Source organism: Streptomyces sp. NPDC048507 (assembly GCF_043199995.1).
Classification (GTDB): Bacteria; Actinomycetota; Actinomycetes; order Streptomycetales; family Streptomycetaceae; genus Streptomyces.
This window is the reverse complement of record NZ_JBICWZ010000002.1, coordinates 114,213-138,141: the sequence shown is the minus strand read 5'-3', so window position 1 is coordinate 138,141 and position 23,929 is coordinate 114,213. Positions and strand designations below refer to the sequence as shown.

The 23,929-nt window shown below is 73.9% G+C and carries 26 protein-coding genes; 15 read left to right on the top strand and 11 right to left on the bottom strand.

The window, feature by feature from the left end; genetic code table 11:
* Positions 1-316: 316 nt before the first annotated feature.
* Genes ACGFXC_RS05770 through ACGFXC_RS05750 form a run of 5 tightly spaced genes read left to right on the top strand, consistent with a single transcriptional unit; the run spans position 317 to position 4,665 of the window.
* A complete protein-coding gene (locus ACGFXC_RS05770; RefSeq protein WP_393709862.1) occupies positions 317-1,897 on the top strand; it encodes a sensor histidine kinase in 1,581 nt (526 codons plus the stop codon).
* A gap of 6 nt (positions 1,898-1,903) precedes the next feature.
* Positions 1,904-2,308 carry a roadblock/LC7 domain-containing protein gene (locus ACGFXC_RS05765; protein ID WP_351826283.1) on the top strand — a complete coding sequence of 135 codons (405 nt, stop codon included), beginning with the start codon at positions 1,904-1,906 and terminating at the stop codon, positions 2,306-2,308.
* Positions 2,305-2,664 carry a DUF742 domain-containing protein gene (locus tag ACGFXC_RS05760; RefSeq protein ID WP_362132235.1) on the top strand — a complete coding sequence of 120 codons (360 nt, stop codon included), beginning with the start codon at positions 2,305-2,307 and terminating at the stop codon, positions 2,662-2,664. Before ACGFXC_RS05765 ends, ACGFXC_RS05760 begins: the two co-directional genes overlap by 4 nt.
* Entirely contained in the window at positions 2,645-3,265 is a 621-nt protein-coding gene (locus ACGFXC_RS05755) for an ATP/GTP-binding protein (RefSeq protein WP_393709859.1), read from the top strand. The genes ACGFXC_RS05760 and ACGFXC_RS05755 overlap by 20 nt, the downstream gene beginning before the upstream one ends.
* A complete protein-coding gene (locus ACGFXC_RS05750; RefSeq protein WP_393709857.1) occupies positions 3,262-4,665 on the top strand; it encodes a cytochrome P450 in 1,404 nt (467 codons plus the stop codon). Before ACGFXC_RS05755 ends, ACGFXC_RS05750 begins: the two co-directional genes overlap by 4 nt.
* A gap of 55 nt (positions 4,666-4,720) precedes the next feature.
* On the opposite strand, the gene ACGFXC_RS05745 is transcribed toward ACGFXC_RS05750, so the two are convergent.
* The 4 genes from ACGFXC_RS05745 to ACGFXC_RS05730 form a co-directional block, all read right to left on the bottom strand.
* The gene (locus ACGFXC_RS05745) at positions 4,721-5,827 is read right to left on the bottom strand and encodes a hypothetical protein (protein ID WP_393709855.1); all 1,107 of its coding nucleotides are present in this window, start codon (positions 5,825-5,827) and stop codon (positions 4,721-4,723) included.
* Positions 5,824-6,693, bottom strand: a complete 870-nt coding sequence (locus tag ACGFXC_RS05740) for a methyltransferase domain-containing protein (protein WP_393709853.1) — start codon at positions 6,691-6,693, stop codon at positions 5,824-5,826. The genes ACGFXC_RS05745 and ACGFXC_RS05740 overlap by 4 nt, the downstream gene beginning before the upstream one ends.
* Before the next feature lie 186 nt (positions 6,694-6,879).
* On the bottom strand, positions 6,880-7,719 hold the full coding sequence (locus ACGFXC_RS05735; RefSeq protein WP_393709851.1) for a dienelactone hydrolase family protein: 840 nt from the start codon (positions 7,717-7,719) through the stop codon (positions 6,880-6,882).
* A 90-nt stretch (positions 7,720-7,809) separates the two neighbouring features.
* Positions 7,810-8,901: a winged helix DNA-binding domain-containing protein gene (locus ACGFXC_RS05730; protein WP_393709849.1), complete on the bottom strand. Its 1,092-nt coding sequence runs from the start codon at positions 8,899-8,901 to the stop codon at positions 7,810-7,812.
* A 180-nt stretch (positions 8,902-9,081) separates the two neighbouring features.
* Between ACGFXC_RS05730 and ACGFXC_RS05725 the strand changes: the two genes are divergently transcribed.
* Positions 9,082-10,101: a helix-turn-helix transcriptional regulator gene (locus tag ACGFXC_RS05725; protein ID WP_393709847.1), complete on the top strand. Its 1,020-nt coding sequence runs from the start codon at positions 9,082-9,084 to the stop codon at positions 10,099-10,101.
* Positions 10,102-10,125: 24 nt separating this feature from the next.
* Here the strand turns inward: ACGFXC_RS05725 and ACGFXC_RS05720 are convergent, their stop codons facing one another.
* Complete coding sequence (locus ACGFXC_RS05720) at positions 10,126-11,016, bottom strand: D-alanyl-D-alanine carboxypeptidase family protein (RefSeq protein ID WP_393710900.1); 891 nt, start codon at positions 11,014-11,016, stop codon at positions 10,126-10,128.
* A 468-nt stretch (positions 11,017-11,484) separates the two neighbouring features.
* Between ACGFXC_RS05720 and ACGFXC_RS05715 the strand changes: the two genes are divergently transcribed.
* Positions 11,485-12,867 (top strand): MFS transporter, encoded by a 1,383-nt coding sequence (locus tag ACGFXC_RS05715; RefSeq protein ID WP_393709845.1) that lies wholly within the window; start codon positions 11,485-11,487, stop codon positions 12,865-12,867.
* Positions 12,868-12,972: 105 nt separating this feature from the next.
* The gene (locus tag ACGFXC_RS05710) at positions 12,973-13,284 is read left to right on the top strand and encodes a hypothetical protein (RefSeq protein WP_393709843.1); all 312 of its coding nucleotides are present in this window, start codon (positions 12,973-12,975) and stop codon (positions 13,282-13,284) included.
* Between the two features lie 50 nt (positions 13,285-13,334).
* On the opposite strand, the gene ACGFXC_RS05705 is transcribed toward ACGFXC_RS05710, so the two are convergent.
* Genes ACGFXC_RS05705 through ACGFXC_RS05690 form a run of 4 tightly spaced genes read right to left on the bottom strand, consistent with a single transcriptional unit; the run spans position 13,335 to position 17,580 of the window.
* Positions 13,335-14,396: a hypothetical protein gene (locus ACGFXC_RS05705; RefSeq protein ID WP_393709841.1), complete on the bottom strand. Its 1,062-nt coding sequence runs from the start codon at positions 14,394-14,396 to the stop codon at positions 13,335-13,337.
* Positions 14,397-14,456: 60 nt separating this feature from the next.
* A complete protein-coding gene (locus ACGFXC_RS05700) occupies positions 14,457-15,299 on the bottom strand; it encodes a hypothetical protein (RefSeq protein WP_393709839.1) in 843 nt (280 codons plus the stop codon).
* Positions 15,296-17,173 (bottom strand): GMC family oxidoreductase, encoded by a 1,878-nt coding sequence (locus ACGFXC_RS05695; protein WP_393709837.1) that lies wholly within the window; start codon positions 17,171-17,173, stop codon positions 15,296-15,298. The genes ACGFXC_RS05700 and ACGFXC_RS05695 overlap by 4 nt, the downstream gene beginning before the upstream one ends.
* Positions 17,170-17,580, bottom strand: coding sequence for a hypothetical protein (locus ACGFXC_RS05690; protein ID WP_393709835.1), 411 nt, complete (start codon positions 17,578-17,580; stop codon positions 17,170-17,172). The genes ACGFXC_RS05695 and ACGFXC_RS05690 overlap by 4 nt, the downstream gene beginning before the upstream one ends.
* A 408-nt stretch (positions 17,581-17,988) precedes the next feature.
* On the opposite strand from ACGFXC_RS05690, the gene ACGFXC_RS05685 reads away from it, so the two are divergent.
* Positions 17,989-18,600: a GPP34 family phosphoprotein gene (locus ACGFXC_RS05685; RefSeq protein WP_393709833.1), complete on the top strand. Its 612-nt coding sequence runs from the start codon at positions 17,989-17,991 to the stop codon at positions 18,598-18,600.
* A 260-nt stretch (positions 18,601-18,860) separates the two neighbouring features.
* On the opposite strand, the gene ACGFXC_RS05680 is transcribed toward ACGFXC_RS05685, so the two are convergent.
* Positions 18,861-19,271 carry a RidA family protein gene (locus tag ACGFXC_RS05680; RefSeq protein ID WP_393709831.1) on the bottom strand — a complete coding sequence of 137 codons (411 nt, stop codon included), beginning with the start codon at positions 19,269-19,271 and terminating at the stop codon, positions 18,861-18,863.
* Between the two features lie 77 nt (positions 19,272-19,348).
* On the opposite strand from ACGFXC_RS05680, the gene ACGFXC_RS05675 reads away from it, so the two are divergent.
* From ACGFXC_RS05675 to ACGFXC_RS05665, 3 genes are read left to right on the top strand one after another with little or no spacing between them, the layout of a single operon-like run.
* Complete coding sequence (locus tag ACGFXC_RS05675; RefSeq protein ID WP_393709829.1) at positions 19,349-19,780, top strand: winged helix-turn-helix transcriptional regulator; 432 nt, start codon at positions 19,349-19,351, stop codon at positions 19,778-19,780.
* A 9-nt stretch (positions 19,781-19,789) separates the two neighbouring features.
* The gene (locus ACGFXC_RS05670) at positions 19,790-20,377 is read left to right on the top strand and encodes a hypothetical protein (protein ID WP_393709827.1); all 588 of its coding nucleotides are present in this window, start codon (positions 19,790-19,792) and stop codon (positions 20,375-20,377) included.
* 60 nt (positions 20,378-20,437) lie between these two features.
* Positions 20,438-21,223, top strand: coding sequence for an SDR family NAD(P)-dependent oxidoreductase (locus ACGFXC_RS05665; protein ID WP_393709825.1), 786 nt, complete (start codon positions 20,438-20,440; stop codon positions 21,221-21,223).
* 3 nt (positions 21,224-21,226) lie between these two features.
* On the opposite strand, the gene ACGFXC_RS05660 is transcribed toward ACGFXC_RS05665, so the two are convergent.
* Entirely contained in the window at positions 21,227-21,841 is a 615-nt protein-coding gene (locus tag ACGFXC_RS05660) for a sigma-70 family RNA polymerase sigma factor (protein ID WP_393709823.1), read from the bottom strand.
* Positions 21,842-21,918: 77 nt separating this feature from the next.
* Between ACGFXC_RS05660 and ACGFXC_RS05655 the strand changes: the two genes are divergently transcribed.
* From ACGFXC_RS05655 to ACGFXC_RS05645, 3 genes are all read left to right on the top strand, one after another.
* Complete coding sequence (locus tag ACGFXC_RS05655; protein ID WP_393710898.1) at positions 21,919-22,746, top strand: alpha/beta fold hydrolase; 828 nt, start codon at positions 21,919-21,921, stop codon at positions 22,744-22,746.
* A gap of 121 nt (positions 22,747-22,867) precedes the next feature.
* Positions 22,868-23,125: a hypothetical protein gene (locus ACGFXC_RS05650; protein WP_393709821.1), complete on the top strand. Its 258-nt coding sequence runs from the start codon at positions 22,868-22,870 to the stop codon at positions 23,123-23,125.
* 172 nt (positions 23,126-23,297) lie between these two features.
* Positions 23,298-23,882 (top strand): hypothetical protein, encoded by a 585-nt coding sequence (locus tag ACGFXC_RS05645; protein WP_393709819.1) that lies wholly within the window; start codon positions 23,298-23,300, stop codon positions 23,880-23,882.
* The last annotated feature ends 47 nt before the right edge of the window (positions 23,883-23,929 follow it).

Here is a 23,929-nt window from a genome sequence, read left to right as displayed (position 1 = left end):
CCGGGGCCCGGAGTCCCTTTAGCACGGCCCGTTCCCGGATGCCACTGCCCGGTTTTCGACCCGAGGCCGAAATCGTATGGGAATGCGTTCGAATTCCATGACGTATGTACGATCCGTCGCGCCCGGGACCACCCTTTTCACGGAAGTTCGCGCCCGACGCGGCACTTGGCGGCGGAACTGCGCCGCCGTCAATGGCGCGTAGTGGATCCTCCGGTCCGATGAACTCCAACGAAAGTTCCGAAACGGGGAGTTGGGCGACGTTATGCTCCCGCCCACCGGTCATAAGATCCCCTCTTTCGATGGTTCGAGGAACTTGATGGCGCAACAGAATTTTCCACCCGAAGCCTCTCGCACGGAGCCGGGAATAAGGTGGCCGCTGCCCGCCATCGCGGTCGTGGCCGCCGTGTGCGTGGTCGGAGCCCTCGCCTCCCCCTGGGATCCGGCCCGCATCGCCTGGGTCGCCGTCGGAGCCGCGTGTACCGCCGTGGCCGTCGTGGAGGCCCTGCGGCGCGGCCGCGCGCTCGAAGCGCGGCAGACCGAGATCGCCGCCCTGCGGCACGCCCTGTCCCGCCAGGAGGCCGAAGCCGTCCGCCTCGCCGAGGTGGTGCTCGCCGAGGCCATCGAACGCCTGCGCAAGGGCGAACTGCCCGAGGAGGTCCTGACCTCCCTGGGCGGCCGCGGCGGCCACGGCAACCGGTGGGGCAACGACGCCGCCCTGACCCCGCGGTTCAGATCCGCCCTCCAGACCGTGCTGGCCCGCGCGATCGACGCGGTCGACAACGAGGAGAACCTCCGCGACTCCGCCCAGCGGGCCTTCGTCAACATCGCCCGCCGCGTCCAGGCCATTGTCCACCAACAGGCCCACGAAATGCGGGAGATGGAGGACCGGCACGGCCGCAACCCGGACGTCTTCGGCGACCTGCTGCGGCTGGACCACGGCACCGCCCTCATCGGCCGCCTCGCCGACTCCATCTCCGTCCTCGGCGGGGCCCGCCCCGGCCGCCAGTGGAGCAGGGCCGTCACGCTGTACAGCGTCCTGCGCGGGGCGATGTCGCGGATCATCGACTACCAGCGCGTGGAACTCCACTCGGTCTCCGAGGTCGCGGTCCTCGGCCCGGTCGTGGAGCCGCTCATCCACATCCTCGCCGAACTGCTGGACAACGCCACCCGCTATTCGCCGCCGCACACCCGGGTCCATCTGACCGCCGTCGAGGTCCAGTCGGGCATCGCCGTCGAGATCGAGGACGGCGGCCTCAGCATGAGCGAGGAGGCCCGCAAGCGGGCCGAGAAGATGCTCGCCCAGGCCCAGACCGGGATCGACCTCAACGACCTCGGGGAGACCCCGCGCCTGGGCCTCGCGGTCGTCGGCCGGCTCGCCCAGTCCTACGGGCTGCAGGTCTCCCTGCGCTCCTCCGCCTACGGCGGCGTGCGCGCGGTGGTCATCGTCCCCCAGCACCTGATCACCACCGCGGCCGCCGCGACCGGCCTCGCCCACGGCATCGGATCCTCCTCGGGCCCGCGGGCCGTGGCCCCCGCACCGCGCGAGCACCCCGTCGACCACCTCTCGGCCGGCGCCGGCACACCCCCGCCCCCGCCCCGGCCGAAGCCGGCCCAGGCAGCCGCCGTCCGGCCGCCGGCCCCGGTGGCCAGGCCCGCCCGCACCACCTCCTACGAGGACACCCCGGTCACGGACCGGACCGCCACCGGCCTTCCGCAGCGACGCCGCAAGGACCGCGCCACCAGCTCCGACGTCCCGCCCGTCGTGGCGCCGCGGCCCGCGCCGGACGAGGGGCCCGGCATGTGGCTGGAGGCCTTCCACAGCGGCTTGTCCGGCACGTCGGGCCAGGGCGGCCCCGACGGCGAGGACGCGTCCGACCCAGTGACCAAGGGGATGTAAGCAGTGATGACACAGCGAAGCAGCATGGACTGGATGCTCAAGGACCTGGCTGCCGGAGTGCCACAGACGCGGCACGTGATCGTGCTGTCCGCCGACGGCCTGTGCGTGGCCCAGTACGGAGCCGAGACCGACACCGCCGACCGCCTCGCGGCGGCCTGCGCGGGACTGCAGAGCCTCGCCGGGGCCGTGGCCTCGGAACTGCCGCACTCCAAGGGCCGGATGCGCCTGGTCGTCATCGAGATGGACGGCGGGTTCTTCTACCTCATGGCCGCGGGCGACGGCTCCTACCTGGCCGTCCTGGCCGACGAGGGAGTCGACGCGGGGCTCATGGGCGCACAGATGCGGGGCCTGGTGACCCGGATGGGGGACCACCTCAGCAGCCCGCCCCGGCACGACGGACAGCCCGCGTGAGTGAGCCCCCCGCCAGCTGGGAGGACAGCAGCCCCGAACGGCTCTACGTCATCACCGGCGGGCGCAGCGAGCCGTCCACCGCCACCCACCTCGACCTGGTGACCCTGGTCGTGGCCAAGGTGGCGGCCAGGCCCGAGATGCAGCCCGAGCAGGCGGCGATCCTGCGGATGTGCCAGGCGCCGCTGTCGGTGGCCGAGATCGCCGCGTACGCCCACCTGCCCGTCAGCGCCGTCACCGTCCTCGTCGGAGACCTGCTCGCGGCGAAGCGCGTGCACGTCCGCCCGCCCGTACCCGCCGCCCACCTACCCGACCTTGCTCTGATCGAGGCAGTGATCGATGGACTTCAAAAGCTCTGACCCGCTCGCCGGGCCCCGGAGCGCGGACATACTCCCGCAGTCGGCGACCGCCGCCGTCAAGGTCGTCATCGTCGGCGGCTTCGGCGTGGGCAAGACGACGATGGTCGGGGCCGTCAGCGAGATCAAACCGCTGACGACCGAGGAGACCATGACCCGGGCGGGCATCGGGGTCGACGACACGCGCGGCGTGGCGCGCAAGACCACCACGACCGTGGCCATGGACTTCGGCCGCATCAGCATCAACGAAGAACTCGTGCTCTACCTGTTCGGAACGCCCGGCCAGGAGCGCTTCTGGTTCCTGTGGCGCGGCCTCTTCGAGGGCGCGCTCGGGGCCGTCGTGCTCCTCGACACCCGTCGGCTGGAAATCAGTTTCGACGTCATCGGGCGGCTGGAGGAACGGGGCGTGCCCTTCGTCGTCGCCGTCAACTCCTTTCCCGGCGCGCCCGACCACCCGCTGGAAGAGCTGCGCCAGGCCCTCGACCTGCCGCCCTCCGTACCGATCCTCGTCTGCGACGCCCGCAGGCGGGACTCCTCCCGCGATGTCCTGCTGACCCTCATGCGCTACCTGCACTCCCAGGCAGCCACCCCGGAGGCAATGTGAACACCGACCCGACCCCGCCGCCCCAGTGCCCGGCCCACACGGCCGGCGCGGGCGGCCTGTACCGGCTCCACGGCCCGGAGGCGGAAGCCGACCCGATGGGGCTGTACGAGAAGCTGCGGGCCGAGCACGGGCCGGTGGCCCCCGTCCTCGTCAGCGGCGACCTCCCGGCCTGGCTGGTCCTCGGCCACCGGGAGAACCTGGACGTGGCGCGCACCCCGTCGCGGTTCGCCCGCGACCCGCGCGGCTGGCGCGACCTGAAGGAGGGCCGGGTCCCCGCCGACACCCCCCTCGGCCCCATGGTCTCCTGGGGCCCGGTGTGCAACTTCACCGACGGCCCCGTCCACGAACGGCTGCGCGGGGCCGTCGTGGAGTCCCTGGAGCGCTTCGACAAGCGGGGCATCCGCCGCTACGTCACCCGCTTCGCGAACCAGCTCGTCGACCGCGTCACGGGCGACGGCCACGCCGACCTCGTGTCCGCGTTCTCCGACCAGCTCCCCATGCTGGTGATGACCCAGCTCGTCGGCGCCCCGGACGAACACGGACCCCGGCTGGTCAAGGCGGCGCGCGACATGCTCCAGGGCACCGAGACCGCCCTGCAGAGCGACCGCTACGTCACCGCCACCCTCGAACAGCTGGTCCGGGACCGCAAGACGCACCCCGCCCGGGACCTCGCCTCCTGGCTGCTGGAACACCCGGCGGCCCTGACGGACACGGAGGTGCTCATGCACCTGCGCGTCGTGCTGATCGCCGCCTACGAGACCACCGCGAACCTCATCGCCAACACCCTGCGCACCGTGCTGACCGACCAGCGCTTCCGCGCCAGCCTGTCCGGGGGACACATGACCCTGCCGGACGCCCTCGAACAGGTGCTGTGGGACGACCCGCCGATCAACACGATCATCGGACGGTGGGCCACCGGGGACGCCCTGCTCGGCGGCAAGCAGGTGAAGGCCGGCGACATGCTGCTGCTCGGCCTGGCCGCGGGCAACGTCGACCCGCAGATCCGGCCCGATCCCGACACCTCCGTCCGCGGCAACCGCTCGCACCTCGCGTTCAGCAGCGGACCGCACGAGTGCCCCGGCCAGGACATCGGGCGGGCCATCGCGGACACCGGCATCGAGGTGCTGCTGGACCGGCTGCCCGACCTCCAGCTGGCCGTCGACGCGAGCGAGCTGCGCTGGCGCGGCACCTTGATGTCGCGCCACCTGCTGTCCCTGCCCGTACGGTTCACCCCGCGCCCGGTCCAGGGCACCGAACCCACGGCCTACCCGCACCCCGAGCAGCCCGCGGGCCACCCGGGGCACGCGCAGGTCCCGCCGCCGCGGCCGTCGGTGCGGCCCGCCCCGGCGGGGGAGCGGCGCCGGACCGGCTGGTGGCGCCGCCTGCTCGGCCGGCTCTGATACGGGTACCGCGCGCGCGGGGCCCGGGACCGCCGTCCGGGGCCCCGCGCGGCGTTCAGGCGCCGGCCTGCTGCCACCACCGGGCGAGCGCGGGCAGGGCCGGCGGCCGCGTCGAAGGATCGCTCGGGGCGTCGGCGTAGCGGATCTCGAACCGCGCCTCCGGGTCGGGCAGGGCGTGCCGGTTGCGCGGGCTCGCGTACCGGGGAGCCCGGCTCTGCCAGGCGATGGAACCCGCGACGTACTGCCCCAACCCCTCCAGATGGCGGGCCAGTTCCGGGTCGGCCCGCTCCCGGAGGCGCTCCCGCAGGCGCAGGAACAGGCTCATCACCCGGTCCCGCAGGGCCACCGCCATGGGGACGGCCGCAGCGGGCGGGCAGCCCTCCGCGCGGGCGATGACGTTGACCAGGTTCACCTCCAGGGGCTCCAGGTGGTCGTCCTTGTCGTAGGAGAACAGGTCGTTGTCCGCGCTGACGACGAAGCCCGCCGCATCGGTCAGCGCCTGGAGGGCGGGGGAGTAGAGGACGTCCGCGGGCAAACGTACGTCCCGCGCCACGTCCGACCAGGTCAGCGAGAAGCGGGTGCCGTTGGCCAGTCCGCCCATGGCGGCGAAGTCGTTGGGCCCGGGCATGCCCCCGGCCTCCGCCCGGGCCGCCTGCCAGGCCGCGCCGAGCAGCCAGTCCCGGGTCCCCTCGATGAACCTGCGCAGCTCGAAGGGGGTCAGCAGGGCGTGCGTACGGTCCACCAGATCGATCAGCGCCCGGGTCACGGGACCGTCGGGCAGGACGGCCGCGGCCGGGTTCTCGATGGTCCGCAGCAGCCGTACGCCGTGCTCCGCTACGGCGGCGGTACGGACCTCGCTCGCGCCCGAGTCCTGCCAGTCGTCGATGGCGTTGGCCCAGTAGTTCCACTGGGCGAAGAGCAGGACCGCCTCCGCGTCCCCCTCGGGGACGATGCGGCAGGAGAAGTCGGCGCTGTGCGTGGCGAGCCCCCAGGCCCGCTCGACGGGGTCGGGGTACAGGCCGAAGGAGTCCAGCCACGCGACGGCCCGGGCCTCCACCGCCTTCGCCTCGGGGTGGACGAGGTCGCGCGGCAGGGGGCAGTAGAAGGCGGGCAGCCGCTCCCCGAGGCGGGAGGGGCGGGGCGCCGGTGCGGCCGTGTTCATCCGGCACCGCCCGCGCGGAAGAGCAGCAGCCGCGTCTCCACGGCGTGGTCGCGCCAGAGGCGGAAGAACTTGCCGTGCGCGACCGTCGACTCCCCGAGCCGCCGGGGGCTCCAGGCCACGGGTGCGCCGCCCGCGCGCAGCCGGTCGAGTTCGGCGGTGTTCCAGGCCATGGACTGCATCCAGAATTCGGCCACCGCGTCGGTGACGTCCTCTTCCGCCTCCAGCTCGAAACCGGCCGCTCCGGCCGCCGCCAGGTACTCCTCGCGGGTGCCCAGCCGCGTCTTGTAGTAGCCGTCGATGAAGCCGAGCCATTCGGGACGGCGCACGAAGTGCTCCTGGATCCCGAACCAGCCACCCGGCCGCAGCGCCTTGGCGACCACCTCGAACAGCCGGGCGCGGTCGGTGTAGCCGCTGCTCTCGTTCGCGTAGGCGGCGTCGTAGACGTGGGTGGCGGCCAGTTCGTGCACGTCGCCGAGGACCGGGCTGACCCGGCGGCCGACGCCGGCCTGCCGGGCGAAGCGGGCGATGAGCGTGACGTGTTCGGCGGCGACGGTCAGGCCGGTGACCGAGGCGCCGTGGGCCTGCGCCCAGTACAGGGAGGTGCCGCCCAGGCCGCAGCCGATGTCCAGGACCCGGCGGGGTGGCTTCTCGTACGCGCCCCACGACCGGGCCGCGTGCTCGACTATCAGCTCCTGCGAGGCGACGACGCGCCGCGCGAGGGTGCCCTGCGAGACGGTGGCCGTTGGCAGGATCCCGTCGGGGAACAGACCCACGTGGAAGTGGACGCGGGGTCCGGGGCCGTACTTGTGCAGGATCTCCTGCGTCTTGCGGTGGTAATAGAGGCTCACTTCCGCGTCGTCGCTCATGCCCTGACCACTGCCTAAGGAAGCTACGTGGGGTGTGACGCTCATGTGGGGTCGGCCCTTTCACGGCGTAGGGCTGCCGGCGGGTGCGCCGTCACTGCTCCGGGGCGCACGCACCGGCACTCTGTCGAAGCACCGATCATCGTGGCACTTCGCCGCCGCCGCGTCAGCCCCCGCGCAGTGGCCGAATCAAGAGGTTGCGCCCGGCTGTTGCGTGAGGAGCCGGGTGCGGAACAAGTCGAGCACCGAGTCGAGCGCTTCGCGGGTGGGCTGGCCGGTTTCGTCGACCAGGTGTTCGGTCAGGACGGAGTGCGGGGGCATGGCGCTCTCCGGGTTCGCCGCGTCGTCGTCCAGCTCCACGGCGACGAACGCCTCACCGAGTTCGCGCCGCAGGAAGGCGAACCGGTCCGCGGGGACCAGCCGGTCACCGCGGAAGCGCAGCCCCATGACCCGCAGCCCGTCGCGCTCGCAGCGCCGGCGCACGACCGCGAGCTCGTCGGCGCCGATGTCGATCCCGCCCGCGCGGCCCGCCGTACAGGCCAGGGGCAGCGAGGGCTGGGACAGGACGGGGGCCAGGAGGCGCTCGTCGGTGGCCATGGCGAGGGCGAAGCCACCGGTCAGGCACATGCCGACGGCGCCGACGCCGGGGCCGCCGCAGCGTTCGTGCTCGGCGGCGGCCAGCGCGCGCAGCCACCCCACCACGCGCGAGCTGCGCCCGGTGGCCAGCAGGGTGAACTCCCGGCTCACGCAGACCTCCCAGAGCGCCGAGGCCATGGTCCGGGCGGCGCCCGTCCAGCCGTGGGCGGCGGGATCCGGGTCCCGGCCGGGCGTGCCGAACAGCACCGGGAGCACGGCCGTACAGCCGGTCCCGGCCACGCGTTCGGCGAAGCGGAGCACCTTGGGGGTGATGCCCGGGATCTCCGCCATGATGATCACCGCCGGCCCGGTGCCGCGCCGCAGCACCCGCCGTCGTACGCCGTCATGGGTGAAGGTGCCCCGCGTGAAGCCGTCCATCGAATGGTCCGCCACCGTCGTACTCCCGTCGTCGAGGCCCCCGTGCGCGATCAAGTTACCGAGAGGTAAGGGCGGTTGGTCAACCTCCGGGGCGGCGCCCGGCCGCTAAGGAGCCACCCGCACGCGGTCGGTCTCCCCGTCGGAGAGGAACGCGGCCAGCTCGCGGCCCTCGTCCGCCACCGCCGTGCGCTCGGCCCGGGACAGCGGCCGCAGCGGGACGACGTCCACCACGCCGTCCCGCACGTCCCAGATCGCGCCGACCCGGCCGTCGACCAGCACCGCGCGTTCGCCCGCGACCGACAGCCCGCGGTGGGCGTCGTCGACGATCCGGGTCCGGTCGCGGTAGCCGAGGATCGCGTTGTCGAAGGCGGGCAGGAACCGCACCGGCGCCGGGGTCTGCGGGTCCGGACGCGGCGCGCCGGGCAGGTCCAGCAGCTCCCGGCCCCGCACGTCGCGGAAGGAGACCAGCTCGCCGCGCACCGCCCCCACCGCGGCCGGCAGCCCGGCCAGGCCGCACCAGGCGCGCAGGTCGGCCGTCGTGGCGGGCCCGTAGGCCGCCAGGTAGCGGCGTACCAGGGACTCGCCCACCGGATCGCCGCCGCCCGGAGCGGGCGGGTCGACCTCACGGCCCAGCCAGGCGGCGAGCGGCAGGTTGCGCACCCCCGCCTTCGTCCGCCACAGGCCGCGCGGCGGCAACTGCGCCACCGGTACGAGGGCGGCGACGAGCATCTCGCCGAGGGCCCTGGGCCCCGGGTCCGGCCACCGGCCCGCGAGCGCCCGGGCGAGCTCGCCCATCGAGCGCGGCTCCCCGTCGGCCAGCACCTCCCGGCCCGCCGCCGCGAGCTCCTCCGGGTCCACGCCGTCCAGCTCGCGGCGGTAGACCCCGAGCACCCGCCGGCGCAGCATGGCGTCGTGGCGCGAACGCCAGGCCAGCGCGTCCTCGGCGGTGACCAGGTGGACGGTGCGCCGCATCAGGTGGGTCCGTACGGCCTTGCGGCCGGTCAGCAGCCCCGAGAGCTCCGCCGGGTCGAATCCGCGCAGCCGGGACCACAGGCCCGTGAACGGCTCCTGCGGCTCCTGCGCCTGGAGACCGGCCAGGTGCGCGACGGCGTCGAGCGCGGGCAGCCCGGCACGCTCCAGCAGCAGCTGGCGGGCCAGTGTGGCCCGGCCCAGCGTCCGGTCGTCGAGAACGGTCATCGCGCCCCGCCCGCCGCGGGGAGGCGGTGTTCCTCGATGTGTCCGGTGTGTCCTGGCACGCTCACGGTGGTGCGGTTCCTCTCGCTCGCGGATGCACGGCGTGACGCGGGGTCGTCACGGGACGACACTCGCAGCAGAAGAGGTCAGTAGGTGTCCGCAATCCGAGGCACCATGGTCGGCGTGCCGAAGACCTCAGCGCGGCTGCTGTCGCTGCTCTCCCTCCTCCAGGCGCGCCGCGACTGGCCGGGCGCCCTCCTCGCCGAACGGCTCGACGTCAGCCCGCGCACGGTGCGCCGCGACGTCGACCGGCTGCGCGAGCTCGGTTACCCCATCGCCGCCATGCGCGGCCCCGAAGGCGGCTACCGGCTCGACGCGGGTACGGAACTGCCCCCGCTCCTGTTCGACGACGAGCAGGCCGTCGCCCTCGCCGTCGCGCTCCAGACGGCCGCCACCACCAGCGGCGCCGGCATCGAGGAGGCGGCGGCACGCGCGCTGAACACCGTCCGCCAGGTCATGCCGGGCCGCCTGCGCCGCCGGATCGACACCTTCCGGGTCACCGCCATGGAGCGGCCCGCGCCCGGCCCGGACCCCCAGGTCGACAGCGGCGTGCTCGTCGCGCTGAGCGCCGCGATCCACGCCCGCGAGGAGCTGCGCTTCGACTACGCCTCCCCGGGCGGAACGGACGCCGACCGCGCGGGGCGTCCGCCGCGCCGGGTACAGCCGCACCACCTCGTCACCCGGACCGGGCGCTGGTACCTCGTCGCCTGGGACCTCGACCGCGACGACTGGCGCATCTTCCGCGCGGACCGGATCACCCCGCGCACCCCGGGCGGCCCCCGCTTCGCCCCGCGCGAGCTGCCCGGACAGGACGTGGCCGCCTTCGTGGCCGACCGGTTCCGCGGCTCCGGCGGTCCCGACGGCTCCGGCACCTGGCCCTGCCGCGGCGATGTCGTCCTGCACCTTCCCGCCGCCACGGTCGCCCGCCACACCCGGGACGGGACCGTCGAGGAACTCGGCGCGGACCGCTGCCGGCTGACCCTCGGCTCGTGGTCGTGGCCCGGCCTGGCCGCCGCCTTCGGCGCGTACGACGCCGAGATCGAGGTCATCGGGCCGCCCGAACTGAAGGAGGCCTTCGCGCACTTGGCCCGCCGCTACGCCCGCGCGGCGACCGGCGGGCACGGGGCGGACCAGGACGGTTGACGTCCGGGCCCGCCCCGCCCCGGATCAGTCCCGGACGTCCGGGATCGGGTCCTTGCTGCTGCGCTGGAGGGCCGTCTTGGAGCCCGAGGCCGGGCCGAGGGCCCAGTCGGAGAGCGCCATGGAGTCCGCGTACCGCTCCTCGTCGCCGAGGAGGACGCCGATGACCGTCTTGCCACCCCGGGTCACGGAGAAGACGAGGCACTTGCCCGCCGCCGTGCCGGTGCCGGTCTTGACGCCGATCGCGCCCGGAAAGGCGTAACCGGTGGGACGCGGCTGGATGAGCAGGTTGCTGTTGCTCCAGGTGGCGAGGGCCGAGGTGCCTCCGGAGCTGTAGGAGGTGGTCTTGACGACCGACTGGAACAGGGAGTTGGTCATCGCGGCCCGGGTGAGCTTCGCGAGGTCGCGCGGGGTGGTCAGGTTCTTGCCGCCCGGCGAGATGCCGTCGAAGGTGTCGTACACGGTGTTGGTCATGCCCAGCGACTTCGCCTTGGCGTTCATCTTCGCGATGAAGTCCGCCTTGCGGGCCGCGATGGTCGTGCCCGAACCGAAGGTGTCCGCGAGCGCGTACGCGGCGTCGCACCCCGAGGGCAGCATCATCGCGTACAGCAGCTGACGGACCGTCGGGGTGGCGCCCGCCTTCAGCTGCGCCGAACTGGCACCCTCCCGGTAGACGTAGTCCAGGTACTCCTGCTTGACGGTGACCTTCCGGTCGAGGTTCAGGCCGGGCAGCGTGGTCACCACCGTGGCCGTCATGATCTTCGTGGTGCTCGCCATCTGGCGTTTGGTGTCGGGGTTCTTGGAGGTGAGCACGGCTCCGTCGGCGGCGTCCAGCAAGAACGCGCCGGCGGCGGTGACGGGCGGTGAGGCGGCTGCCTGGGCGGGCACGGACACCGTGAGCAGGGCTCCGGCCGCGATGGTCACGGCGCATGCCGCACGGGCGCGCCGCAAGAGGTGAGTTATCAAGTCAGTCCCCGGGTTCGCTGGAGGGTCCGATGCGGGCGGGGAAGCCTCTGCGCCCCGGCTCTCTCCGCCCGTGCCGGAGATTATGCAGCCGTCGGCGGCCCTCCGTATCCGGTCGGGACGGCCGCTCGTGCGGCGGATCGCGCCGGCAGGCGTGCGGGACCGCGCCGCGGGGCCGCCGGGGCGTCAAGGCGGCCCACGCGATGATCACCGGAACGGGCGTGGTGAACGCCCCCGCCCCGCTCGCCCCCGCCCCGCACGCCCCGGACGTCAGGTCGAGGCCGCCTCCCGTCGCGGTTTCCTCAGCGGAACGTCAGATCTGCGGGGCGGACCTTGTCCGGCCGGGACCGCCGCAGCATGCTCTGGAGACCCCCTCTCCGGGCATCTACCCCCTCCCACCAGGGACTTCCCACTGGAGCCGCCATGTCCGCGCCAGCCACCGCGCCCGCCTCCCCGTCCCGCGAGGAACGCGGGAAGCGCCGCACCGCCCTCATCGGCGGATCGCTCGGCAACCTCGTGGAGTGGTACGACTGGTTCGTCTACGCCAGCTTCGCCCTCTACTTCGCCGATTCCTTCTTCCCCGGCGACAACCCGACCACGCAGCTCATGAACACCGCCGGCATCTTCGCCGTCGGCTTCCTGATGCGCCCCGTCGGCGGCTGGATCCTCGGCCGCGCCGCGGACCGGCACGGACGCAAGAGCGCCCTGACGCTCACCGTCACCATGATGTCGGCCGCCGCCCTGCTGATCGCCGTCGCCCCCACCTACGGCCAGGCCGGCTACTTCGGCGCCCTGGTCCTGCTGCTCGCCCGCCTGCTCCAGGGACTGAGCATCGGCGGCGAGTACGCGGCCAGCGCCACCTACCTCACCGAAGCCTCGGCCCCCGGCCGGCGCGGCCTCGGCTCCTCCTTCCAGTACGTGTCGATGACCTGCGGTCAGCTGCTCGGCCTGGGCATCCTCATCACCCTCCAGCACACGCTGACCACCGCCCAGCTGGAAAGCTGGGGCTGGCGCATCCCGTTCGTCTTCGGAGCGCTGTTCGCGGGCGTCGTGTTCTGGCTGCGGCGCCGGCTCCAGGAGACCGACGCGTTCACCCAGGAGCAGTCCGCGGCCGCCGCCGGGGGCGCCCGCGACGACAGCGCGCGCGGCACGCTCAAGGCCCTGTGGCAGCACCGGCGGCAGGCCGCACTGGTCATGGCGCTCACCCTCGGAGGCACCGTCGCCTACTACACCTACACCACCTACCTCACCAAGTACCTGGTCGGCAGCGCGGGCATGCCCAAGACGACCGCCACCCTGGTGAGTTTCACCGCGCTGATCCTCTTCGCCGCGCTCCAGCCCTTCGCCGGGATGCTGTCCGACCGGATCGGCCGCCGCCCGCTGCTGATCACCTTCGCCGTCGGCTGCACGGTGGGCACCTACCCGATCATGACCGCCCTCGGCTCGGCGACCTCGTACTGGTCCGCCCTCGGGCTCTCCCTGCTCGCCCTGGTCATCGTCACCGGCTACACCTCGATCAACGCGGCGGTGAAGGCCGAGCTGTTCCCGACCCGCGTGCGCGCCCTGGGCGTGGCGCTGCCGTACGCCGTCGCCAACGCGCTCTTCGGCGGCACGGCCGAGTACGTGGCCCTGTGGTTCAAGGACGGCGGCCACGAGGAGATGTTCTTCTGGTACGTCTCCGGCTGCGCGCTGGTCTCCCTCGTCACCTACGTCCTGATGCCCGACACCCGTCACGCCGCGCTCAGCCCCGCCGAGGAGGCGGAGCCCGCCACCGGGACACGGCCGAAGCTCGGTGAGCCCGTGTGAGATCCACTGGAGGCCCGAGGGAGCCCGGGGGCCCGGTGAGGTGCCGGAGCCGGCGGTGTGGCTACTATGGGATTCAAGTCAGACACACAGTGTAATGGAGGCGTAATGCTGGGTCTTCTTCCCGGCGCCAAGCCCGATCAGGACACACGCGCCCTGGGACTCGGCGAGATCACCGCCAACCCCTGGATCTTCAAGTGCATGGGCCGCAGGTACAGCGCCAGACGGTGCGACGACGCGGTCGTCATCCAGGACATCACCGACATCACCCGCCCCTTCCCCCTCGGCAAGGCCGAGCCGGACACGGGCAGCCTCTGGAGCGTCCACACGCCCCGGGGACAGCTCGCCGGCCGCACCGGCGGAACCCTCCACGCCATCGTCGCCCTGAGGGACGCCGCCCAGCCCCCGGGCGTCCCCTAGAGCCCCGCCGGGCCCGGGGCGACGGCCCCGGGCCCGGCGGTTCCTTCCGCTCAGCCCGTGTACTTCGTCCCCTCGAAGGAGTACGGCAGGTTGGACTGCGCCGCGACGGACACCTCGCCCGAGCCCCCCGCCGGAACCGCCAGCACGGTCAGCCCCATGATCCGCTGGGTGTACGAGGCCCAGGGAACCCCCGTCGTACCGGCCCAGCCGCTCGCGCTGAAGGTCTCCGAGCGCCCCGGGCCCAGGTCCGTGTGCAGCTTGCTGACGGCGGTGCAGGCCACGAGCGCCCCGCCGTCGGCGGTGCGCCACACCGGTCCGTGCGGGGTGCGGGCGATGTCGACGCCGGATTCGAGCGTGCCCGGCTTGCCGAGCGCCTTGCGCTGGGCCGCCAGTCCCTGCGCGTAGGACTCCCGCAGCTCGGTGACGTCCTGGCTCCACTTCACCCCGCCCGCACCGACATCGGTGTGCAGGTAGTCGCCGTAGCGCCCGCAGACGGTCGCCGGGTCGGCCGCGAGGCCCCGGGTGTCGCCGCCGGTGACGGCCCGGCCGTCCGGACCCACCGCGACGCGGGGCAGCGCCGTCGGCTCGGGGGCGCGGGCCAGGAAGGTCGCGTGCCAGGGTGCGCCCGTCCGTTCCTGGTGGAAGAGGGACCAGCGCAGGACGGTCTCCTTCTTCTCGCCGCCGACCGTGTGGCCGGGAACCTCGTGCGCGCCGAGGATCCAGCGGTCGCTCCCGTCGTCCTTGCCGGTGGTCCACGTGTGGACGGCCGGATCGGTCGCCGGGGAGTTGGTGGGACCCGGCTCCCGTTCGGTCCCGTACTTCTCCCCGGTCGCCACGACGGCCAGCTGCTGCTCCAGCAGCGGCCCTTCGGCGATCCCCTTCCAGTACCCGGCGTCGAAGCTGTCGGCCTCGACCTTCGCGGCGAGGTCCCTGACGACGCCCCGCGCCTCGTCCTCGGTCAGGGCCGGGGCCTTGACGGGGGGCGCCGCGCTGCCGTTCACGGGCCCGGGTGTCGCCGGGCGCGGGTGCGGCTGCGCGCTCTGCCCGGCGCAGCCCGCCGTCGCCGCGAGCGTGAGCAGCACGGCCAGGGCCGCGGGTACGGAACGTCTCATGGAATCCCCCAGGGAGTGATGTGCAGGCCCCTGATCTTGCACTACGCCCCGCACGGCCCCTCAGGCGAGGTAGTACGGCCGGTGGTGCGCCGCGACGGGCGGCGACTGGAAGGACCACGCCCCGGCCGCGGGCACGTCCGAGACCAGAGCGCGCAGGTGCCCGCCGACGTCCGTCGCCGGATCGTGCACCGTCAGCAGCGAGCGCCCGGCCGCCGGACCGGTGAGGTCGTACCACCGGTAGGGCTGGTGGACGTGCATGGGTCCGGCGAGCGCGCGCCCGGCGGAGTCCGTTCCGTAGCCGGTGACCGGGGTGCTGTTCACCGGGACCGGGGCGAGTCCGTCCAGCCGGGCGGTGAAGGAGAACAGCGCGGCGTCACGACGGACGATGCCGCCGTCCGGCGCCGTCCCGGCCGCGCGGCACCGCACCGTCCAGGTCTCGCCGGCCGGGCCGTTGGGCGAGGGCATCTCCGCCTCGAACCACCCCGGATACTTGGGCTCCGCGTACAGCCTGCGTCCCGCGTCGATGGCCAGCGCGTTGTCGCACAGCACGTGGAGGCGGGCGATGCCCAGCAGCTTGGTCTGGTCGAACCCCTGCGCGTACTGGGGGTAGTCCACGTCCGGCAGCCGGTCCGCGGCCGCCGTCGGGTACGCGACGATGCTGACCTCGATCTCCTGGGTGATCCCGCCGCCGGTCGCGTACTGGGCGAAGTACAGCTGGTAGTTCAGCGAGACCAGGCACCGGCCGTCGAACTCCGCCGCACTCAGGGCCGGATGCTCCTTCGCCAGCACCTCCCGCACCGGGGCGGGATCGACGAGGTAGTCCAGGCCGATGTGGTGCAGCGCCCCGTAGTGGAAGGGGAGCTGGTACGGGGCCGCGACGGGGGGCAGGGGCAGGGGGCTCATGAGGATGCTCCGGGGGATCGGACGGTTCGGACGGGCCCGCGCTCGCCGGAGTGCAGCGGATCGCGGGTGGAGCTCAAGGTCACCGGCCGGTCGCGCGCGGCCAGTTCGGCCTCGATCCGCCCGGCGCTGCGCAGCGCGAGCGCGGCCATGGTCAGCGTCGGGTTGGAGGTCGCCACCGACGGCATGCTGCCGCAGCCCACCGCGTACAGACCGGGGTGGTCCCAGCAGCGCTGCCAGCTGTCGACCACGGAGGTGTCGGGGCCTGAGCCCATCACGTGGGTGCCTGCGGCGTGACCGGCGCCGCGGTAGCCGTGGATCCGGCCGTGGTGCTCGAAACGGCCGGGCCAGTCCGTGGCCCCGAAGGAGGTGTGGTCCTGCGCGCCCAGCAGCGCGAAGATCCGGTCGGACACCGCCCTGGCCGCCGCGATCCCGTCCTTGACGTGCTCGGACAGGCCGTAGGTCAGCACCGGGCGCGGCAGGCCGATCCGGTCCCGCAGACGCGGGTCGATCGTGACCCGGTTGGCCGGGTCGGCGCCCTGCTCCATCTCGAACTGCAGGGTGAACTGCCGGCCGATCCGGTCGGCCAGCGCCGCGCGCAGCGCCGCTCCGCGCAGCCCGGGCCGCCCCGGTCCGGCCCCCCGGACCAGCTCGGCCACGTCCGTGTCGACCGGCCCCTTCGCCCACACCCAGCCCCAGTTGCCGATCTCGATCCGGAACGGCGCCCGCACCCGGCGCGCCGGGCCTGCCCGGAACCCCTCGAGGCCGGAGGTGGAACCGGGCCCCCGGTACGGACCCACGTGCTCGGGCAGCAGCCCCCAGGTCAGCAGCACCGGATGGTCCATCAGGTTGCGCCCCACCTGCCCGCTGCGGTTCGCGAGCCCGGACATCAGCAGCAGCTTCGCGTTCTCGATCGCGTGCGCGGCCAGTACCACCACGTCGGCGTGCACCGTGTGGCCCGTCACGGCCCCCGGGCCGCTGCCGTCCCCCGCGTACGCCAGGTACTCGACGCCGGTGGCCCGTCCCCCCGGACCGGCCAGGACCCGGCTGACCACGGCCCGGTCCCGGAGCCCGACCGCCGGACCCCAGCCCGCCTGCGTCTTCAGCGGGGTGTACTTGGCGTGCGAGGGGCAGTGGGGGATGCAGGTCGCGCTGCCCACGCAGCGGCTGTCCGGCGCGGGCCGGCCGCCCGCGCCGAGCGGTACGTAGCCCGCGCCGCCCCCGTACCGGGGGTCCGGGACCCCGTTGCGGCCCTGCGGGGTGCCCACCACCCGCAGCTCCACCGGCTCCGCGACGCCCGGCTCGGTGATCCGGCGCCCGTCCAGCCGCTCGGCGAGCACCTCGTCGACCCGGCTGCGGGGCAGGGCCCGCATGGGGAAGACGTAGTCCTCGGGGAAGGGCAGGCCCACCGCGGAGCGCTGCTCGTCGACATCGGCCGACACCCCGATCGCGTGCTCGGCCGCCCGGTAGTGCGGCTCCAGTTCCGCGTAGCCCATCGGCCAGCTCCGGCCGTAGCCGAACGGCTCGGTGTCGAAGTCCTCGGGCAGCATGCGCGGCGTGAGCCCGGTCCACACGTTCCCGGTGCCGCCGTTCGCCCGGACGTACCCGCTGGCGTACGGGAGCTCCCCGCGCTGGACGAAGTAGCCGTCGGCCCGGTAACCGTCCCCGGTGCCCGTCACGTCGGAGACCTCCGGCCAGGGCGCGGCGTGCTGCGCGGTGTGCGGCGCGCCGTCGGTCCCCGACCCGGGGCCGTCCGCGCGCACCCCCGCCTCCAGCACCAGGACGCGGCGGCCGCGCTCGCCCAGGTGCCGGGCGACGAGGGACCCCGCGATCCCGGCCCCGACCACGATCACGTCGTAGCGCTCGTGGCCGGTCACCGCCGCGCCCGCCGTCCCGGGGCGTCGGCGCCCACCGGCCCGGACCAGCTCCCGAACCCCGGCGCGGAGGTGCCGGGGGCGGGCACCCCGACGGCCCGCCACACCAGCCCCCCGGCGTGGGCGCGGGCCGACACCGGGCCCGTCCCGCCACGCCCGGGGAGCTCCGGGAGGCTGCCCGTGTACCAGAGCCGGATCAGGGCCTCGGCCGTCGCCCGGGGTTCGGGACCGGGCGCGTCGGGCTCCGCGGCCAGCCGCCGGTAGGCACCCGCGCCGACCCGCTCCAGCAGGGCGGCCAGCAGCTCGGCCGGCGGCGCCCCGCCCGTACGCAGCTCGTCGGGGCCGAAGCCGGTCAGGCGGCCGGAGAGCCCGAGGAACTCCTCGATCTCGGTGTCGTCGAATGCGCGCATGCCGCCTCACGTCCTCGCCCGTGGTCACCGGCGTCCCGTACGCGCGGCCGTGGCATCGCGGTGTTCCCCCGGTGGCGGGACCGTCGGCACCCGCACGGCGATCAGCCCTGCCCCCGTGCGGGGCGCGCCATGCGGCCCGGCCCGGCGTCGGCTTGAAGCCTCCGTTGACCGGCCGGATCCGTGACGCACCGGGCCGCACCCGCATGCACCCGCCCGCACCCGTACGCACCGGCCCGCACCCGTACGCATCCGCCCGCACCCGGCGAAACGTAGGGGTCCGGCGCGGCGGTGCGGGCGGCGACACCGGCCCGGCCCGGGGCCGAAAGCGGGTGCAGGGGCCCGCCCCGCTCCGTAAGCTCGGGCGCTCAGGGACGCTCGGAATGTGAACGGACAGGACGTGGAGCCTTCATGACGACACCGCGGGACTTGCTGATCGTCACCATGGACACGGCGTCGGACCGCCCTGTCGAACAGGGCGACCTGTCGCTGGCGCTCGCGGGCGCCGAGCTGATCGACCTCCTCGGGGCGGGCGCCGCCGCACTGGACGGGGACCGGATCGTGCCGGGAGACCCGACGGCTCCGGCCGACCGGCTCCTCGCGGAGGCGGCCGCCGCGCTGGAGCGCAAGGAGCCGCGCGAACCGGTCTCCGACTGGCTGTGGCGCCGGGGCCGCGGCCTGTCGGAGGCGTACCGGACGGCGATGGAGGCGGACGGCGAGCTGGTCCGGGAACGCTCCCGCGGCATCTCGTTCCGGGCCGGGCGGCTGGCACCGGCCGATTCGGCCGCCCGCCGCCGCTCCGCGGACCGGCGGGCCTCGGACGAGCCGGTCCTCGCCCTGCTCGCGGAGGCGCTGGGGGTGCGCGGCGAAGGGACCGGGGACGCTCCGGACGTGAGCGACGACTCCGTGGCGACCGTGCTCGCCGCCGTCAACGACGCGGTGGTGGAGCTGGGGTCCGTACGGCAGCGCCGTGCCATCGAGGACGCCGCCTTCGACAACATCTGGCGGGGCGGGGGCGGCTGACGGGGCGGCCGGTGGCGCGTGTGACAAAGGCTGGCGCGACGTGTTAGATTGATCTTGTTCTCGCGGCCGTGCGACACGGCAGTGGGACCGGCGTTGGTGGTCCAAGGAAAGACACCCCACTTCCCGTGGGGGGATGCAGGTGCAAGGCCTGCCCAGCGCTCGATCAAGGCCCCGGCCTCCTCGTGGAGGCCGGGGCCTTCTGTTGTGCGGGCTGTCACGCGGCCCGTCGTTCGGCCAGTCACGCGGCCGTCCTGCCGGGATCAGTCCAGCAGCGCGGTCGCTTCGACCTCGACGAGCACGTCCGGCTCGAAGAGGTGGTCGACGCCGATGAGGGAGGCCGGCGGCAGGGGGAGCCCGAGTCCGGTCTCGTCGGCGACCGCCTCCAGGCCCGCCATGAGGTCGCCGATCTTCTCCGGACTCCACCGGGTGACGTAGAACGTCAGGCGCAGTACGTCCGCGAACGACGCGCCCGCGCCGGCCAGCCCGACGGCGGTGTTGCGCAGCGCCTGGGCGGTCTGCCCGGCCAGATCGCCGGGCGCGACCGGAGTCCCGTCGGGCCGCCGGGCTATCTGACCGCTGACGTGGACGTGCTTCGTCCCGGTGCCCACGGCCACGTGGTGGTACGGGACGGGCTGGAGCATGCCCGCAGGGCTGAAGTGCTGAACGGCCACGGCTGTTTCTCCTTCGAACGAGGTATCCATAAGCTACCTAGTGGCAGAAGGACACTTCAACGAGACCAGGTTTCGCCATGGATACCGACGACGAATTCCGCATCGACGCCCCGCACCGCGAACTCCTCGACCAGATCCTCGACAAGTGGTCGCTCAGCGTCCTCAACGAACTCTGCGAGCGGCCCTGCCGCTTCAACGAACTGCGCCGGGCCGTCCCGCAGGTCACCCAGAAGTCGCTGACCGCCACGCTCCGGCGGCTCGAACGCAACGGCGTGGTCGCGCGCGAGGTCGTCTCCACCCGCCCGGTGGCGGTCAGGTACCGGATCACGCCCCTCGGCAAGACGCTGCGGCCGCCCGTCGAGGTGCTGCTCGCCTGGGCCGCGGAGCAGATGCCCGCCATCACCCGGGCCCGCGAGGCCTTCGACGCGCAGGAGGAGCGCGTACGGGAGGCGGCTCCTCCCGGGCCGGATCGCGGGCCCGGTCCGCTCGGTGTCGGTGGCGGGTCCTAACCTGCCGCCATGGGTGTGTATCTGGTGAGCGTCGGTGCGCGGGAGTGGTACGGAGCGGACGAGGGGGACCTCGGCGAGGTCGCCTCGGCCCTGGACGGGGAACTGGCGCGGCGGGGCCTGCCGCCCTGCGCTCCCGTACCCCCGGAGCCGGATCCCGGCGCCGGGCCGGGCAGCCGCTTCGAGGAGAAGTCGGCCGTCTCCATGGACGGGTTCGCCGCCCTGTGCCGGACCCACCTGACACCCCGGGAGGAGGAGACCCTCTGCGGCTGGTCCGTACTGGTGCCGCTCGCCCTCGACGAGGAGGTGCGGCTGCCCATCGGGTCGAACCACGCGGACGAGACCGTCATCGCGGGGGCTCCGCGGGTACTGGCCCTCGCGGAACGGCTCGCCGCGGCCATCGGCCTCCCGCAGGAGGCACTGACGGTACGTGAGGAGCTCGGCCTGACCAACTGGTTCCTGAACGGCGCGGCGGCGCGGCGGGCCGAAGCCCTGCCGGGGCCCTGGGGCGAGGATCTCGACACCGCCTTCCACGTCGCGTTCTTCCTGTCCGCCGCCCGGCACGCGCTGCGCCGAGGCTGCCCCCTCGTCTACGTCTGAGGCTCCCGGGCGGCCCCGGGGCCGGTTCGGACCGCCCCGCGACCGGGTAGGGAGCCGCGCATGAGGCGCTTCGAGGGGTACGGCGTACTGGTCACCGGCGCGGGCCGCGGCATCGGCGAGGCCACCGCCCGACGGCTGGCGGGGGAGGGTGCGCGGGTCCTCGTCACCGATGCCGACGGGGACCGGGCGCAGAAGGCGGCGGCCGGCATCCGGGAGTCGGGCGGCGCGGCGGAGGCCCTGGCCTGCGACGTCGGCGACCGGGCCTCCGTCGAGGCGGCCGTGGCCCACGCCGTCCGGCAGTTCGGCACCCTCGACGTACTGGTGAACAACGCCTACGCCTGCCACCCGGACGCCGCCCTCTTCGAGGACGAATCCGACGAGGCCTGGCAGCGGGACCTCGACATCACCCTCACCGGCGCCTACCGCTGCGCCCGGGCCGCCCTCCCGCACCTCGCGGCCGCCCCCGGCCGCCGGGGCGCCATCGTCGGCATCGGCTCCGTCAACGGCGAGCAGGACTTCGGGAACCACGCCTACAGCGCGGCCAAGGCGGGCCTGGCCTCCCTGACCCGCACCCTCGCCGGGCACGCGGCGCCGCGCGGAGTCCGGGTCAACCTGATCGCACCCGGCACGGTCCGGACCGACGCCTGGGCGGGGCGGGAGGAGCTCCTGGCCGCCGCCGCGACCCAGTACCCGCTCGGGCGGGTCGGGCTGCCCGATGACATCGCGGCCGCGGTGGCCTTCCTGGCCTCCCGGGACGCCGCCTGGATCACGGGCGTGACCCTGCCCGTGGACGGCGGCATCCTGGTCAGCCGGCCCGGCTGGGCGCGTGCGCTGGGCGGGGAGTGAGCCTCAGGCGCCCTCCCCGAGCCGGTCGCGCTGGATCCGGCGCGCCAGGGCGCGCCGTACGGACGCCGAGCCGGCGGGGCCTTCGGCGGTCGCGGCCTTCGGCGGCACGTCGAGCCCCCGGCTGATCCGGTCGTAGGCCTCGCGGCAGCCGCCGGGCAACTCCGCCCGGTGCCGTGCCAGGTCCTCCTCCACGAGGCGGCGCAGCTCGTCGACGGCGCGGGGCGTGAACCGCTTCCGGCCCCGGGCAAGGGCGTCCGCGTGACCGGCGCAGCGGGCGGTGCCGGGGAAGGCCTCCGCGAGTTCCTCGGCGAGGCCCCACAGCCGGCCCTCGAGCCACGGGACGTCGTACTGGTCGAGGGCGAGCTCCACGGGCGGCGCCGCCTCGCCCGCCCGGTACCTGGTGAGCTGCTTGGACACGGCGGGCTGGCTCATCTCGGTGAGCCGGGCGATCCGGTCCTGGGTCCAGCCCAGGCCGCCCAGCACCCTGATCATCTCCGTGCGCAGCCCGCGCATCTCCTCGCCCGCCCGGATGACCTCGTTCATGTCCGCGAGCATGCGCCGCGCCTGTTCCTCCGTCAGCGTGCCGGAGTCCTGCCGGGCCTGGTCGTCGCCTGTCATGCCCTGGTTATACACCGGATCCGGGGCCAGTTATAACCGGGTTGTACAACCAGGTTATGGCTGTCATGATCCGCGGCATGCCCACCTTCACCGCACCTGACGGAACCCGCCTCGCCTACCGTGAGACCGGCCACGGCGATCCGCTGATCTGCCTCCCCGGAGGCCCCGCCGACTCCCGCTACCTCGGCGACCTCGGCGGTCTCTCGGCCCACCGCCGGCTCGTCGTCCTGGACCTGCGCGGCACCGGCCGCTCCGCCGTTCCCGAAGACCCCGAGAGCTACCGCTGCGACCGGCAGACCGATGACGTCGAGGCCCTGCGCGCTCACCTCGGCCTCGCCCGGGCCGACGTACTGGCCCACTCCGCGGGCGCGAACCTCGCCGCACGCTACGCCGCCCGGTACCCGGAGCGCATCGGCAGGCTCGCCCTGATCGGCCCCGGCACCCGGGCCGTCGGCATCGACGTCCCGGGGCGCACGCGGCGCGAACTCGCCCTGCGCCGGGCGGGCGAGCCCTGGTTCCCGCGGGCCTTCGCCGCCCTGGAGGCGATCACCGCCGGAACGGGCGGTGACCGGGACGCCATCGCCCCCTTCTTCTGCGGCCGTTGGGACGCGGCGGCCCGCGAGCACCACGCCGCCGGGCAGCCCGCCGACAGGGAGATCGTCGCCCGGTTCGGCGCGGAGGGCGCCTTCGACCCCGATGCCACCCGGCGCGCCCTCGCCGCCCTGCCGGTGCCCGTACTGCTGCTCGCCGGGGAGTTCGACCTGAACAGCCCGCCGGACATGGTGGCCGCGTTCGCGGAACTCCTCACGGACGCCGCCCTCGTCGTGCAGTCCGGCGCGGGCCACTACCCCTGGATCGACGACCCGGCCCGCTTCGTGCGGACGACGGCCGCCTTCCTCGCCTGAGCGGGCGCGCCCGAGCGGACGGACGGGGGCCCGCCGAAGGCGCTGTCAGCGCCCCGTGGTGGGATGACCGGAGTACGCAATCGACCTGCTGGGGGACCCGTTGACACCCGCCTACCCGTCTTTGACCCGAGCCCTCGCCGAGGCCCTCGCCGACGCCCTGTGGTTCATCGAGGGCACCGAAGACGAACAGATGCATCCGGACGACGCCGTGAAGGTCCTGGAGAACGCGGCCCGGCTGCTGGGCCTGCTGTCCGAGGACCAGCGCGCCGAACTGACCGACCTGCTCGAAGAGATGGCGCGGGCCGAGGCCGACCCGGCACGGAGCGAGTTCCTCGAAGGGTTCGCGGAGGGGTTCGGTCTCGTCGACGACGAGGACTGAACCGCGGCCTCGCGGGTGGACCGGGAAGGGTCCGCGACGACGTATCCTTCCTGATCGTTCCCCCGCCGGGCGGGGGAGCGGGACCGGCCCGCCGGACGGTAACCGGGCGGGCCGGGTGTGCAGTGGACGACACGAAGGCAACGGGGACGTGGACAAGAACGTGCGTGGGTCAATGAATGCCGCTGCGGCGGCGCTGGGTACGGCGGCGCTGGTCGCGGCTCTGACGGGCTGCAACCCCGGCGCCGCGGTGTCGGCGGCGGCGAAGGGGAAGAGCCCGTCGCCGACGGCGGACAGGAAGACGTACGCCCTGGGCGAGAGCAGCCCGCTCCAGGAGAGCAACAGGACGACCTCCGAGGGCGGCAGGTTCACCGTCACCCCCACCCGCGTGGTGACCGGAACCCAGACCGACATGGACAACTCGGGGCTGAAGAAGGACGACAAGGACGGCCCGCAGATACCGGTCTTCGTCTGGTCCACGCTCGCCCACAAGAGCGGTCCGGCCATGGAACTCGGCGACATGGACGACAACCTGGCGCTGCGGACGGACACCGGCCAGCGCACCAAGGCCCTCATCGTGCTCATGGGTTCCGCGAAGTGGCCCGACTGCCCGGGCGGCGACAGCTCGAAGAAGCTGACGCCCGGCCAGTCGGAGCAGATCTGCACCGCGTTCCTCATCCCCGCGAACCAGAAGGCCGCGGCGGTCGAGCTGATGCGCGGCTTCTACAAGGAACCGCTGGAGTGGCCGGTCAAGAACTGACCGGCCGCCGTGGGCGGGGCCGTTGTCAGACCCGTGGGGAAGGATCG

Coding starts and splice junctions, on each gene's coding strand:
- ACGFXC_RS05770 (WP_393709862.1), top strand. CDS start 317: ATGGCGCAACAGAATTTTCCACCCGAAGCCTCTCGCACGGAGCCGGGA.
- ACGFXC_RS05765 (WP_351826283.1), top strand. CDS start 1,904: ATGACACAGCGAAGCAGCATGGACTGGATGCTCAAGGACCTGGCTGCC.
- ACGFXC_RS05755 (WP_393709859.1), top strand. CDS start 2,645: ATGGACTTCAAAAGCTCTGACCCGCTCGCCGGGCCCCGGAGCGCGGAC.
- ACGFXC_RS05745 (WP_393709855.1), bottom strand. CDS start 5,827: ATGAACACGGCCGCACCGGCGCCCCGCCCCTCCCGCCTCGGGGAGCGG.
- ACGFXC_RS05740 (WP_393709853.1), bottom strand. CDS start 6,693: ATGAGCGACGACGCGGAAGTGAGCCTCTATTACCACCGCAAGACGCAG.
- ACGFXC_RS05730 (WP_393709849.1), bottom strand. CDS start 8,901: ATGACCGTTCTCGACGACCGGACGCTGGGCCGGGCCACACTGGCCCGC.
- ACGFXC_RS05715 (WP_393709845.1), top strand. CDS start 11,485: ATGTCCGCGCCAGCCACCGCGCCCGCCTCCCCGTCCCGCGAGGAACGC.
- ACGFXC_RS05710 (WP_393709843.1), top strand. CDS start 12,973: ATGCTGGGTCTTCTTCCCGGCGCCAAGCCCGATCAGGACACACGCGCC.
- ACGFXC_RS05705 (WP_393709841.1), bottom strand. CDS start 14,396: ATGAGACGTTCCGTACCCGCGGCCCTGGCCGTGCTGCTCACGCTCGCG.
- ACGFXC_RS05700 (WP_393709839.1), bottom strand. CDS start 15,299: ATGAGCCCCCTGCCCCTGCCCCCCGTCGCGGCCCCGTACCAGCTCCCC.
- ACGFXC_RS05690 (WP_393709835.1), bottom strand. CDS start 17,580: ATGCGCGCATTCGACGACACCGAGATCGAGGAGTTCCTCGGGCTCTCC.
- ACGFXC_RS05685 (WP_393709833.1), top strand. CDS start 17,989: ATGACGACACCGCGGGACTTGCTGATCGTCACCATGGACACGGCGTCG.
- ACGFXC_RS05675 (WP_393709829.1), top strand. CDS start 19,349: ATGGATACCGACGACGAATTCCGCATCGACGCCCCGCACCGCGAACTC.
- ACGFXC_RS05670 (WP_393709827.1), top strand. CDS start 19,790: ATGGGTGTGTATCTGGTGAGCGTCGGTGCGCGGGAGTGGTACGGAGCG.
- ACGFXC_RS05665 (WP_393709825.1), top strand. CDS start 20,438: ATGAGGCGCTTCGAGGGGTACGGCGTACTGGTCACCGGCGCGGGCCGC.
- ACGFXC_RS05660 (WP_393709823.1), bottom strand. CDS start 21,841: ATGACAGGCGACGACCAGGCCCGGCAGGACTCCGGCACGCTGACGGAG.
- ACGFXC_RS05655 (WP_393710898.1), top strand. CDS start 21,919: ATGCCCACCTTCACCGCACCTGACGGAACCCGCCTCGCCTACCGTGAG.
- ACGFXC_RS05645 (WP_393709819.1), top strand. CDS start 23,298: ATGAATGCCGCTGCGGCGGCGCTGGGTACGGCGGCGCTGGTCGCGGCT.